The organism is Microbulbifer maximicatervae (SeqCode) (assembly GCF_052467955.1).
Map to the genome: position 1 here is coordinate 3,790,133 of NZ_CP174329.1, position 12,660 is coordinate 3,802,792.

Sequence of the window (12,660 nt, forward strand, 5' to 3'; positions counted from 1 at the left end):
AGAAAAACCAAAGCATAGATTCCTTCAAAAGTGGAACCTCCATTGCTGGCAGCTGGATTGATCACTGACTCAGTACACAAGAGCTAGGGAGCAATGACGGGAATATTCCTCCTTCATCAAAAGGCTAAGCATCTTCACTTATCCTAGGCTCTGTCTTCAGCGCAATCCCGGAGGTTGCTTGAAGCAGCTGGTGGGCTCGGCAACATTCATCTGGAGGATCTGTGCATAGCAAGTGACTATGGTTACTCGTCAAGTTTTTAAGCCATACTTTCATCCCAGTAGGTGTTGTTTTTCACCATTGTATTCAGGATCGTAATCTGCTTTCTCATGCAGGCAACCAGAGCAACCTTTTTAGGTTTGCCAGCGTCGACTAATCGCTTATACATGGGCTTTAGTTTGGGATGATGTTGTATGGCCGACATGATGGAAACAAAAAGAACCGTGCGTACGCGATGCCTTCCACCTCGAATATATCGTTTGCCCTGGAAGTTGCCGCTATCACGGTTCATCGGGGCGATACCGACAAGTGCAGCGATTTCTTTACGGTTCAATTGTCCTAGCTCAGGAAGTTCACTCATTAACGTATAGGCCAATACATTTCCGACCCCTTTGGCACTCAACAATAGGTCACGCCTTTGCCGCCACTCGGACACACTGTTAACCAGTTTATCCAGTTGCTTGTCGATACCTTGTAGCTCTTTCTTGATGGTGTTTAGAATGGTCTGTATAGGTTTGTGTACTGATTTCGGCATTCTCTGAAGCCGATTCTTTTGCATTGTACTCATCTCTAAACACTGACTTCTTACCGCCAGTAAGTCACTGATCTCCCTAAGTTTTTCTGGTTTTGGCACCGACAGCCCTGGCTTCATGGCCTCACCAAAATGTGCAATATCCATTGCATCTAGCTTGTCAGTTTTGGCGAGGCGCCCTGCGGATTTAGCGAAGCTCCTTATCTGCGACGGATTGCAAACAACAATAGGTAATCCGGCTTTGTCGGCGGCGCAAACAAACTCTAACTCGAGCCTTCCCGTAGACTCTATTAATACTCTTTGAGGTTTAAGAGGTTGTAGTTGTTTAATGGCATCTTTAATGCCATTTTTATCATTGGCAACACTAAAGAACTGGCCAGTAGGTCTCACATAAATATCGAGTTGTTTACTGCTGGTATCGATACCGACATTGATCTCTTGAGGTTCCATAAGATAAGCTATCTCCGCCTTGCTATTCGGGCTCGAGGCCCACATGACTATCCGAGTTATGCCTAGTGAGTGCTTATCACGTTCATACTTGTTATCGGTCTTTTACGAACCAGCCAAGCAGCGAACTGTGATAAACAAGGCCTTCGGTGGCCGCCGAAGGTGGGTCTCAATTTACCCGTTAACGAAAAGGATTTTCAACATCAGAATCGGGCAAGAACAACCATACAAGCCAAGCATTGAGTACACATCTTATGGCGCTGGCAAGGCTTGCCTACCCTCTCTTCCTGTCGGATAAGAGGGTCTGCTTGTTAAACACTTCCAAGACATCAGCACGGCCACTCCGAGTTCGCTAGCTAGTCACCTTTGGCATCCAAGAGGCATTCGATTCAGAGCGCGTATATCGCCTTACGGACAGAGGCGCAATGATTCTTCTTGGAATCCCGCTTTCAATTATTGGGTGCCTCAAGTCGCCCTACCCTTTTTAGGATATTCAGGCCTTTGCCCGCTGCTGCTTTTTGATCCGCACATAGATTTCTTCACGGTGGATGGGGAGTGACTTGGGTGCGCTTATACCTATCTTCACTTGATTGCCTTTCACCTCCAGCACTGTGACTGAGACATTTGCTCCAATCCTTAGAAGTTCACCTGTCCGTCGCTTTAAGATCAACATACTTATTTCCTTCGATGGTCAAAGTTTGGGCGCTTCCGGGGTGGGGAAGCTTGGGCTTAACATTTGGAGGGAATGTGGGGTGGCGCGCGGGGGCGGTAGGCAGAGAAGAGGAAAAGGCGGGCGCTAGGCTTCCAGAGCTTGGGAAAAGGCCCCAACCTGCTGAATGTACTCCACTTTATTGAAGACGAGCGGGTTTCTAGCGTATTATCCATATAGCCATTTTGATACTTAGGTTATCAATTTGGTTAGCTGGCCCCGGGTGTTCCTAGCACCTTGGGTCAGCGCCTTTTACTTACTCTTACGTCACGCTACCGTTCTCCTTTGAGGGATGGGTCTTTTAGAAAACTCTCGACTCTCTCGAAGCTTTCAAAACTATTCAAACTTCTGAAGCCTTTTTAATCGGCTCGCTCAATTACGACCAAAATACCCAAAATATCTATCGATTTTACGCAGCTTTGAGATCGAAACAAACTGAATAAATTCCAATAGGATAATTTTCGCGCCTATATTTTAGTTATTTTTGACTGAGGAAATCTCTATCAACCATTGGAAAACTCAATTCATATTGAAATGCACTCCATGCTTTCCTTAAAAGATTAAAGAGTAATTCTCTCAATCATACAGCTAACTAAAGGCAAAGCCGGGGAATGTGAAAGTTCACTAATAATTTAATTGGCTCATTAGTTTTATACTCGTATCCACACTCCTTTGCTAAATACTGGAAGAGCAGGATTCCGTTGTAGGGATAAATATTGAGTTCAGCATGGAGTTACCATCTTGCAAGTCACCTCTCCACATTAGTGCTATTGCTTGGTTATTTTGGGTTAAAACAATCGTACAAGTAGCCGCTGGTAAGGTCATTTTAAATTCCAGGCTTAGCTCTATCCTTACCAGTATTGCCGAGATATTGAAGACTCTGATTACACTTGTACTTAACCGCGCATTCGCACGGTCGTATCTAGTGAGCAATCCAAAACTCTACTTTATTTATTGGTAGTGAGCGCTTGAAGGAACCTAAAGCACTCCCCTTTCCGTTGAAGCACTATTTGGAGCCATTGACTGGAGTGGCCGATATTTAGATCCTTAAAAACGAGGTAGGATGTGCTGTATCAGCCCTCCTATCCGAGATACTTGATACCTCACCTCTCCACTGGCTATGTAGCAGCCATATTTTGAGGGCAGATTAAAAGTTTGTAGGTGACTGCCAGTAGCTTCCTCTTAGCGTTCCTTATATTCTGGCCTACCCCCAAATCAGCCTTCCCCAAAACCTGAATGTCAATTTCTGGTAATCCACTTCCCCCGCCTCTATGCCAGAGATGGAGAGTCTGCAGAAAGCTCTCATGCCTATTTACATCAGAGCCACTGCCATCTGGGGCCATCAGGATAAAGCCTTAACCTTTGTCCTTGAATATGTGTACGGTCGGTATAAGTATCCTCGCTCCCATCGACAGTCTCTTTAACAACAGTGCCGCGAAAACGTTGATACCATTTGCCTGTATAATTATGATCTTGAAAATTTTTTAAGCGCAACTTACAGGTTTTTGACGAAATCCCAAAATCCATTTCGGTTTCACTTAAGTCAACATTATTTTTTTCCAGTTCTTCTTTAAACTGCTCCATATAATCGCTAGTGGGCTGGTAGTGGCCACTGAAATTGTTAATATGCTCTATTATTCCACCTACCACAGAGATATGCCCAGCCGCAGCAACTGGGCGCCCCGAAAAAAATGCTGAATGGTGCTGAATGTCACCATTTTTGTTACCACAAAAGATACGTCCATTTTTGTCCATAACAAATGCCCAAGATCCGCCTGGATTGGTATTAAGTTTCTCACCGCGCCAAAACAGAAGCCCATCTTGTATAGTAACCTGATATTTTTCTCGTTCAGCTTCACTCATATAGGGCACAACAACTCCACTAAAGGCATCTTTACTTAAACCGCTATCTTTTAGCATTCCAAGTTCTTTGTATGGCATGTTAGTTATCTCCTTTATAAATGCGCCTAATAGATAGCCTTCAATAATAGCTAGTTATTTTGATGGCCATTTCAAGAGTATTTCTATCTCCATTCGTAAGTTTGACTCCAATGTAAATCAATGCGCTTCTGGTTACATACGCAGGGCCTTTCCTTGTGGGAAAGATAGCCAACCCGGAGAGGATTTTGAGAGTCGGCATCAGTGTATTGAGGGTAGAATGCAAAAGCTAGTCGCCATCTTTGCGTTCGATGTTGCAGCCTATGCTGTGGTGAGCAACCACTACTATATTATGTTCTATATCGGCGCAGAAGCCGCCAAAACTTGGTCCGATACCGAGATCCTTACTCCCTGATGAGGGCTTTTAAGAACTTCCGTACTAACTCAACGCTATCTTCAAGGGAACACTCTCGATTCTAGCGAAATAGAAAAGCTCCATGAGCTTAAAGAGTGGCCATAATGAATGACTTGCCACTAGAGACCTATAAAGCATGATAAATTTCAATGAATATAATCAACCAGCAAAGACATTGGTACTGTATTATGCAAAACAACTAAACTCTGAAATCGCTCGATCGGTTGTTTCTGGAAACTCCAATTTAGATAGTAAAGAGGAGGCAGAGTCTTTGGCTTACTTTTTCTGGAAAATGACAGATCAAGCGGTTGATGACGAAAAAGATTGCAAGATGATTGAGGGTATTTCAGATATTCAGTCTTGGCTAGAAAAAGCACTTCATATATTTAGAGGTTACTTCAAAAAGCAAGGCTATCAGCAAGAGTGGTCAGAGGGCTATGGCAAATACCATAGTGAGTAGAGTTTTATAACAAACTTCCGCCTAACTGCTATGAGGAGAGGTAGGGTCGCCACTTTTGGGGGGGTATTCATGTCTCAAGGGTATTTCTGGGTATTCTGGGTATTTCTGGACACCCACCAAATAGAAAGTATAAACCGCCAGCCCTATTGACAAAAGGATGAAACCCTTCAGGATACTGTATATTCATACAATCCAATACACGTGCCGCCGATGACTCTACCCCGAAGCACCCAGATATCTCTGGATGCAACACCTTATTATCACTGCGTTTCCCGCTGTGTACGCCGTGCATTTCTCTGTGGCAGAGATAGTAAATCCGGAAAAGATTACGAATATCGGCGCGAGTGGATTGAAAGCCGTATGTATAAATTGGCCGAGGTGTTTGCGTTAGATATTGCCGCCTATGCAGTAATGAGTAATCACTACCATATAGTGCTCTATATCGACAGAGAAGCTGCTAGCAAGTGGTCTCTCAAAGAGGTAATTACTCGCTGGCAAAAACTGTTCAAAGCTTCCAGCTTGGCTCAGCGCTATCTTCAGGGCGATACCCTCGATCACTGTGAGGTAACTAGGCTAAAAGAAGTCGTTTCTCTATGGCGGGAGCGTCTAATGGATATCAGCTGGTTTATGCGCTGCTTAAACGAATCTATCGCTCGCCAGGCCAACGCTGAGGACAACTGTACAGGCCGCTTTTGGGAGGGCCGTTTTAAGTCCCAAGCCTTACTGGATGAAAGAGCCCTTGCTGCCTGCATGGCCTATGTAGACCTCAACCCGATCCGTGCCAATATTGCCAAAGACTCCGATTACACTTCGATTCAACAGCGTATTCGTGCGGTAGCCTCAGGCAAGCAGCCCAAAAGTCTACTTCCGTTTGTCGGCGGTGAGCGTTTGAGTATGCCGAAAGGGCTACCTTTTCAGCTGGATCACTATTTAGAGCTAGTGGACTGGAGTGGCCGGCATTTAGACCCCAGGAAACGAGGCTGTATTGTGGAAAACACACCTCCCATCCTGGAGCGGCTTGGTATCTCACCCAGGCACTGGCTCTATCTCAACCGGAATTTTGAAAGTCGCTTTAAAGGCTTGGTGGGATCAGTGAAGGTGGTACAGCAAGTCTGTAGCCACCTCAATAAACGCTGGGTACACGGTATTGGTGACTGCCGGCGCTTCCTCTCAGCTACTTCCCACTAATCTAGCCCTACTCCAAACACTCGATAGCACGATTGCCGGTTTTATATCCAAAAATTGCGCTACCTACAGACTGAACACAGACCCTCTGCATTCCCCCCCCCTTTTTTTCCCTAAATTAGAGAGAAAAAGCTACCAGAGCTGGTGCTTGCCACGTAACTGACACTACCCTCCAATCCTTGGGTGTCCTGGATTGCTTGATTCTTTCAAATTATGGGTGTCCTGGATTGCTCTTTTTTGGGTGTCCTAGATTACTTTTTACTCCAGAACGAGCCAGCCTGCCACTGTGGGCGTTGCATGTGGCCAAAGGGGGCCTGAACAAATACGGTCAAGAAGCTCAAAAATTGATCGGCCTACTATTCCAGGCGAAATCTTGGGTTATCACTCGCTTCCACGAATGGACTGTTCGACTTATTACTGAATTCGAGAGTTGCGGAGCGGAAGCGAGAGCTATAGGAGGGGCGAACGCCCCTCCCTTGGAGTACTGTCAATAACTGTACGAATCAGCTATCAAACTAAGAACTTGACCACTCATTTAGGAATCTATAGACAAACTTGGCACTCGTATGGCAAGCAAATTTATGAAATCTATCGTCCTTATCTTCATCACCAAAATCACAAACTGATTTAATCGAAATACACATGGGAGCGGGATCTCCGGAATACTCTGCAGCTGCAAATACCGCATAGCTCTCCATTTCAATACCAATTAAATTTTTGTGTTGTGCTATAACCCCCTGCATAAGAGACCTAGCCTGGAGGACAGAGCCACCGCTCGCCATCGCATTCATAATGATCCTTGGCACATCCTCGGGTCTCTCCCCCTCGAAACCATCGGCTATTTCCTCTCCGATACCCTTCAAGCCGGACAGCCGAGAAATTATTCTATTGATGCAATGGTTTAAACGAAAAGGATACGGCGCAGGCCTGAATGAAAGCTCGCTACTTGAAGGGTCAGAAACCCACTTTCCACTTCCATAATCGAAACACGGGTCGGCAACCAGGACATCTCCAAAATTAGACTTGCCCCTAACCCCCGCACAAATTCCAGACATAACTAGGAGCTTTGGCCTAAAGTTTGTGATAAGCCTCGAGGTTACGACCCCGGCAGCCGGCATGCCCATTTGAGGCGAAGAAACGGCAACAACATCAAGCGTCACATCGTCGTTAATAACTAAGCTTGTGCGGAAGTAGTTCGAATGATCATGATCTACAATGACTTGCCTCCATCCACCGTCAAACTCAAGAATCGCCTTAAGCTCTTCATCCAATGCGCAAACAATTGCGACATCACAATGATATGTAATACCGTCATTTGGATAAGGTGGTTTATCTAATGAAACAAGATAATTGACAGAAGACTCCAGAGAGTCCCTCCATTGAACGTCCGCATAGTTAAATTTAACGATTTTAAATATCACAGAATCAAAAGAATCTTCTGCACCCTCGAATGCTTCGTCGTAAGCTGTCAAGCCAACCACATACCGCGGCTGCTTAACGCCTAAATTTTTCCTTATGAATCTAAGCACTTCAGCTCCGCCATCAGGCTGAGGCGGCAGACTTGGCTTCAGGGGAAGGTTGATATCCAGTACTACCAAATCATAGTGCTTTTCGCGCAATTTAATTTTGGCCGAATGACAATCATACGCCTGCTCAATATTATCAAACGAAATTCCGCTCACTCCGGATATTACTTCGATTATTAGACGTGATTTTTCTTGCTCATCATCCACCACCAATATTTTCAGCACTATAGCCCCTTAAAGGCTGAATTTATTAGCCTTTTCATTTCAAACTTCCATTCATCTCCACTTTGATTAAAGTGGACGCCACCCATAAAAACGTCCTCACAATCGTTTTTACACATCTCCATTACCTCAGAAAAAGTTTTCTGACTTTCTCCCTCATCAAATGTTTCGAGCTGAGTAAAAACTATTGCCTTGCATAGTACGCCCCTAAGCATAAGCTTACGCATAATCTCATACCCCCCTAAAGGCCTCAGCTTCCCCTCCCTTCTTCCTGGCCCACGATCGAAATTCGGTATAGTCATGTCCAGAATAAGCAAATCGGGCTTCTCGACTTGGATTGCCTTCATACCAGATTGATAACTTTCAAATGCAAGAACACTTTCAATCTCGAATTCAGAATCAAGAAAAAACTTTAAGGCATCAACCTTCACTTCGCTATCTTCAATAACATATACAACCATCTCAAGATTCCAGAATATTAGCTAAAGATAACTTCAGCTTACTTGTGAATGTTCTATCTTCCGCAACATCAAGATCTAAGCTATATCCACATTTAAAATCATGCTCCAATATTCTTCGAAGCTTTGATAAGCCGGAGCCACCTTCATTGCTGGCCCTATCTAATGCAGAATCGCTCGTGAACCTTTTCTCCGCCAGCTTAGATTTACTTTTCAGGTCATCAATATCAATTTCTTCTGAAAAATTACTAATAGTCTTAATTTCACAATCCTGGAGCTCAGAATTCCTCCTTATTGAGAGAGTAACAGGCGCCAAATTTAAATCACTATGCTTCGCTACATTCTGAAGAAATATAAAGAACAACTCCACGAAACCTGACAAATGGTCTCCTCTAACCCGACCCTCGAATAAGATATCTTTTTTAAGCTGTATTCTCGTATCCTTGTAGCAACTATCAACTTGATCATGCGCAACGTCCACAGCAAGATCAATGTCAAAGGGCTCAAACGTCGACCCTAGAGGTATATTAAACCAAGACGATATAGTATCCACCTCAGCTGAGAACTCTGTTTTTGCGAGATACACTTTATCAACAAGCTCAACTACCTTGAAATGTTCAACTTTCTTTTCTATAGATGCCGCAAGCGCATCACATGATCTATTTACCTCTACTCGCAATTCATCATTGAGATTAGCCCTAATACTTGATAGGGAAGCATCAACTAGGCCCCACGCAAATTCAAGCAAACTGGCAACGAACTCATCATATGTGGCTCCCGATTCGAAGCTATCCATGAATTCGCCAATCTCTCCAGCCGAGCAATAAAAATTAAACATCCCATCCGGATGCTCCAAGCTTTTTATTCTTAGGTATTCATCCAGATACTTTTCGATCAATCGCTTCAATCTATCAGTAAATCTTTCGAAGCACTTATATATATGGGATCGCTCCGATTCCGAAAGTCCTCCGACACAACCCTCAACATCCCTTGAAAAAACTGGTCTCTTTTCACTCGCTGAACGAAGACATAGCAAACCCTTCGTGGCAAAGGGACGTCGCACATGTCCTTCAAATGAACCATGGCGAATAGAGCTACTTATATTCACATTCAAGCCAAAGGCCTGATTGAAAGCAAACTGATCAAAGAAGTATGTGAGAATATCCTTAAAAACAGCTTCTTTTTCAGTGGCTGGGACCCTGATATTTTTTAGATCAAAATTGACCTTATCGCTAAACAGCGCCTCGAATTTCTTGGAGATATTTCGCGCTTGATCAGTCAGCTCAGGATAGTCAATAAGGCGAATAAAGCGATCAAAATAAATTCTCATCCGCTCCTCAGAAGCGCTCAAAACTCCACTTTCATTTACATAGATTTTAGTAGAGTGAACATGCCTAACAACCTCAGACACTCTTTCATTCCTAGCAATAATTTTTATTTCTGTGGAATAGACGTTTTCATTATCAGGATCAATTTCAGATAGAATTCTGCAAATTTCAATTCGTTCATGCTCAATTTCTTCGGGGGAATCAAAAACGATAGTATCGTCCATTACCCTCTGCACACAGATATAACGTAGAAAATAGACCAACCAATCCGGGTTAGCACAAGCAGAATCAAAATTAACTTTTGACGGTCTATCGACACCAAAACCGTGCAATATATTCTCATACAAGTCTGACAGCAGCCTCTCCAACTTGGAATCGAAATTTCTCGCGCAAAGACTGACAAGTATGGAAAATGACAAACTAGAATTGAGGCTATCTTCTTTTACACCCGCCTTAACAAGATCTTGCAGAGGAAACAAAGAAACCGAAGCGGGACTTTCAAAATATGTAGTGCAAACTAAATCTACAGCTTCAGATATTGAACCCTTAGAAAATAACGCCTTGTATAGAAAGAAGTAAGAGGCGAATTTTATCAACCCACCCCCTTCATTTTGGGCAGATTTATATGAGCTGATAGCTTCATCATATTTTTCAACTTTGAAATAAATATGCCCCAAGTACATATCCCGCCGAGCTGGAGGAATAGGTAACTCTGTGATAATTTTTCTGGCGACACCCAGATCAGACTGCAAAGCCACCTGGAGCTGAATAGATGTAGACTGCGGCAGGCTTTCGAAAAAAACACTAAGGTAGCGCCGACCTGGAAATATTTCATCTATTGTTCGGACAGCCCAAGGGTCACCAACCTCTTGAACAGAAGTAATCTTGTCAACTTGAGACGAATTCTCCCTGAATACGCCATACATATCCCTTTCTAAAAAACCTGCAATCTTTTGAGAAAAAGGCATACCAAAAGATATCATTGCAAGCTTTTTCAAACGAGATCTATGCTTCTCATATTCGCTTGAAACCCCGAGGACCTCCCCCATACTTTGTGCAACTTTAGAAACAATGCTTTCCCCGGGATGAAGACTAACATCATCCAGTAAACAGCTCCTCACCTTGAGTTCAGCATACTTAATTAAATCCCCCTCAACCTCACAATAACGGCCCTCAGTGTACGCATCAAAGTTCTCTATGCTTTCAGCCAGCTTAGATACGTCTATCTTTCCACCAAGAAGACTTCTTAAATTGTCTAAGCGCGCATCATAAATTTCTCTTAATAACGGTATGGCTTTATCAAGCCCTTTATTTGATATTTCTAGCTCGCCTCTAGAAAAGCATAGTTCCGACATCCATAGAAAGCTCTCATACCTGTCGATAACAGGAAAAGTTTCATCAAATTCAATTACTTTCTCTGGATTCTGAATTTCATAGAGATAATATGGACATACCTGATAAATGATATGGTCTCTCAACCCAGGTATTGGAATACTCAATGTGTCCTGAAGTTCTTCTCTAAACCCTTGAAGGGTAACTGCACTTTCACTACGAAGACCGAAGAAAAATGCAAAATAACCCGCGAGTGGATGGATATCCTCTACAGAAAGGACACGCTCAACATAGTCTTTTTGCGCCTTCAGCCCCCCAGAGACCTGGAGCAGTTGAATCCTTCTAGCTATTAACCACATCGAAACGCCTAATGACCCCTCAAGTTCATCTAGCAATTTATGGCACTGCTCGTAATCTCCATATAGAAATCGACGTTCAAATTCATCACGTGTCTTTATGAACTCGTTCAATTGTTCGGTGTACAGCGACAAAACCGAAGCACACCAAATGAACTCTGTCCTTGCATCAACAGACGAAAGCCTCTTTGCATTCCGAAGCTCTTCTAATGACTTCGGGAAGGTCAGATGGCAAATTGCCTCTGAGAACTGGGGTTTATGGACTAATTCGCGAATAATGCTTGGTATGGAACTAGCGCTCACCGACTTTCTGGCCAGTGATACACCAGCTCGAACATTTGGAGATCGAAAAATTGTTCTGCGGAACGCCTTTAATGGATTAATGGATTTCTTTGCTTTTTTTGATTGTCTCTGGCGTTTTTTTGACAAACTATCCCCCCCATATTTGATACGTCCTGTTAAGCATACAGGAATCGAATTTCTAATTTTTTAGATCGAAAGAGAATATTGGACCGAGCTGAAAAGATAAACCGTTTTGAACATTGAGGTGAGTACCCAACCTTACCCGGACTTTGATACACAGATCGGCCGATCCAAACCACCTTGGAAGCATTGCTAGCCCCTGGAGTTAATATGGGCTTAAATTCCACCCACAAAAAAACCCGCTAAAAAGCGGGTTTCTTGGCCGTTGCGATGCAACGATATGTATGGTCGGAGCGGCCGGATTTGAACCGACGACCACCACACCCCCAGTGTGGTGCGCTACCAGGCTGCGCTACGCTCCGATTTTGAAAAATCGCTCACTTCGCTAAGTGATTGATTTTTAAAGACATCGTGTCTCGATGTGGCGTGAATCATACCTGAGTGCGGCTGGATTGCAAGCCCAGGTTTACAGTTTTTTATAAATTATTTTTCCCTTCCAGCAGGGCCACCACGTCCTTTAGTTCTGCGATCACTTCGGGTAGTACTTGTTGAAGCTGTACCACCTCTGCCCGCTCACTACCGGTTTCGATCTGCTGGCGGGCTCCACCAATGGTATAGCCCTCTTCGTACAGGAGCGCACGGATTTGGCGGATCATGATGACATCTTGGTGCTGGTAGTAACGGCGGTTGCCGCGACGTTTGACGGGTTTCAGCTGGGGGAATTCCTGCTCCCAGTAACGCAGGACATGGGGTTTAACGGCGCACAGTTCACTCACTTCACCAATAGTGAAATAGCGCTTACCGGGGATTGCAGGCAGCTGAGCGTTATTGCTCGGTTCCAGCATGCTCTTCTACTCGTGTCTTGAGTTTTTGCCCGGGTTTAAAAGTGACTACCCTGCGGGCCGAGATGGGGATTTCCTCGCCGGTCTTAGGATTGCGACCGGGACGCTGGCTTTTATCGCGCAGGTCGAAATTGCCAAAGCCGGAGAGCTTGACCTGCTCGTTACTTTCCAACGCATTGCGGATCTCCTCGAAGAAATATTCGACGATCTCTTTCGCTTCGCGCTTGTTAAAGCCCAGCTCTTCGTACAGTTTCTCGGCGAGCCCGGCCTTGGTCAGTGCCTCTGTCATTGGATCCTACCAATTGATTCAGAGGCGTCGACTCCAGATCG

Annotated in this window: 11 protein-coding genes and 1 tRNA gene; 3 read left to right on the forward strand and 9 right to left on the reverse strand. The window is 44.2% G+C overall.

Annotation, left to right across the window (positions count from 1 at the left end; translation table 11 throughout):
- Nucleotides 1–257: 257 nt before the first annotated feature.
- The 3 genes from ACJJI5_RS16240 to ACJJI5_RS16250 all read right to left on the reverse strand — a co-directional run bounded on the left by ACJJI5_RS16240 (nt 258) and on the right by ACJJI5_RS16250 (nt 3,846).
- Nucleotides 258–1,199 carry an IS110 family RNA-guided transposase gene (locus ACJJI5_RS16240; protein WP_445354646.1) on the reverse strand — a complete coding sequence of 314 codons (942 nt, stop codon included), beginning with the start codon at nt 1,197–1,199 and terminating at the stop codon, nt 258–260.
- A gap of 490 nt (nt 1,200–1,689) precedes the next feature.
- Nucleotides 1,690–1,869: a carbon storage regulator CsrA gene (gene csrA / locus ACJJI5_RS16245; protein WP_444893306.1), complete on the reverse strand. Its 180-nt coding sequence runs from the start codon at nt 1,867–1,869 to the stop codon at nt 1,690–1,692.
- Nucleotides 1,870–3,222: 1,353 nt separating this feature from the next.
- Nucleotides 3,223–3,846 (reverse strand): IQM protein middle domain-containing protein, encoded by a 624-nt coding sequence (locus tag ACJJI5_RS16250; protein ID WP_445354647.1) that lies wholly within the window; start codon nt 3,844–3,846, stop codon nt 3,223–3,225.
- Between the two features lie 217 nt (nt 3,847–4,063).
- On the opposite strand from ACJJI5_RS16250, the gene ACJJI5_RS16255 reads away from it, so the two are divergent.
- The 3 genes from ACJJI5_RS16255 (at nt 4,064) to ACJJI5_RS16265 (ending at nt 5,846) form a co-directional block, all read left to right on the forward strand.
- Complete coding sequence (locus tag ACJJI5_RS16255) at nt 4,064–4,198, forward strand: hypothetical protein (protein WP_445354648.1); 135 nt, start codon at nt 4,064–4,066, stop codon at nt 4,196–4,198.
- Between the two features lie 136 nt (nt 4,199–4,334).
- Complete coding sequence (locus ACJJI5_RS16260) at nt 4,335–4,658, forward strand: hypothetical protein (RefSeq protein ID WP_413662658.1); 324 nt, start codon at nt 4,335–4,337, stop codon at nt 4,656–4,658.
- A 210-nt stretch (nt 4,659–4,868) separates the two neighbouring features.
- Entirely contained in the window at nt 4,869–5,846 is a 978-nt protein-coding gene (locus tag ACJJI5_RS16265; protein ID WP_445354649.1) for a transposase, read from the forward strand.
- Between the two features lie 512 nt (nt 5,847–6,358).
- Here ACJJI5_RS16265 and ACJJI5_RS16270 read toward each other — a convergent pair.
- From ACJJI5_RS16270 to ihfA, 6 genes are all read right to left on the reverse strand, one after another.
- A complete protein-coding gene (locus tag ACJJI5_RS16270) occupies nt 6,359–7,594 on the reverse strand; it encodes a phosphorylase family protein (RefSeq protein WP_445354650.1) in 1,236 nt (411 codons plus the stop codon).
- Nucleotides 7,594–8,052, reverse strand: coding sequence for a response regulator transcription factor (locus ACJJI5_RS16275; RefSeq protein WP_445354651.1), 459 nt, complete (start codon nt 8,050–8,052; stop codon nt 7,594–7,596). The genes ACJJI5_RS16270 and ACJJI5_RS16275 overlap by 1 nt, the downstream gene beginning before the upstream one ends.
- Before the next feature lies 1 nt (nt 8,053).
- Nucleotides 8,054–11,494 carry a hypothetical protein gene (locus tag ACJJI5_RS16280; RefSeq protein ID WP_445354652.1) on the reverse strand — a complete coding sequence of 1,147 codons (3,441 nt, stop codon included), beginning with the start codon at nt 11,492–11,494 and terminating at the stop codon, nt 8,054–8,056.
- A gap of 279 nt (nt 11,495–11,773) precedes the next feature.
- A tRNA-Pro gene (locus ACJJI5_RS16285) sits at nt 11,774–11,850 on the reverse strand.
- A gap of 114 nt (nt 11,851–11,964) precedes the next feature.
- A complete protein-coding gene (locus ACJJI5_RS16290) occupies nt 11,965–12,333 on the reverse strand; it encodes a MerR family transcriptional regulator (protein ID WP_108733836.1) in 369 nt (122 codons plus the stop codon).
- Nucleotides 12,314–12,619 (reverse strand): integration host factor subunit alpha, encoded by a 306-nt coding sequence (ihfA, locus tag ACJJI5_RS16295; RefSeq protein WP_108733837.1) that lies wholly within the window; start codon nt 12,617–12,619, stop codon nt 12,314–12,316. The genes ACJJI5_RS16290 and ihfA overlap by 20 nt, the downstream gene beginning before the upstream one ends.
- Nucleotides 12,620–12,660: the final 41 nt, after the last annotated feature.

Excerpts from the sequence above, each read along its gene's own strand:
- csrA (WP_444893306.1), bottom strand. The coding sequence starts at position 1,869 with ATGTTGATCTTAAAGCGACGGACAGGTGAACTTCTAAGGATTGGAGCA.
- ACJJI5_RS16275 (WP_445354651.1), bottom strand. The coding sequence starts at position 8,052 with ATGGTTGTATATGTTATTGAAGATAGCGAAGTGAAGGTTGATGCCTTA.
- ACJJI5_RS16265 (WP_445354649.1), top strand. The coding sequence starts at position 4,869 with ATGACTCTACCCCGAAGCACCCAGATATCTCTGGATGCAACACCTTAT.
- ACJJI5_RS16250 (WP_445354647.1), bottom strand. The coding sequence starts at position 3,846 with ATGCCATACAAAGAACTTGGAATGCTAAAAGATAGCGGTTTAAGTAAA.
- ACJJI5_RS16255 (WP_445354648.1), top strand. The coding sequence starts at position 4,064 with ATGCAAAAGCTAGTCGCCATCTTTGCGTTCGATGTTGCAGCCTATGCT.
- ihfA (WP_108733837.1), bottom strand. The coding sequence starts at position 12,619 with ATGACAGAGGCACTGACCAAGGCCGGGCTCGCCGAGAAACTGTACGAA.
- ACJJI5_RS16260 (WP_413662658.1), top strand. The coding sequence starts at position 4,335 with ATGATAAATTTCAATGAATATAATCAACCAGCAAAGACATTGGTACTG.
- ACJJI5_RS16290 (WP_108733836.1), bottom strand. The coding sequence starts at position 12,333 with ATGCTGGAACCGAGCAATAACGCTCAGCTGCCTGCAATCCCCGGTAAG.
- ACJJI5_RS16240 (WP_445354646.1), bottom strand. The coding sequence starts at position 1,199 with ATGGAACCTCAAGAGATCAATGTCGGTATCGATACCAGCAGTAAACAA.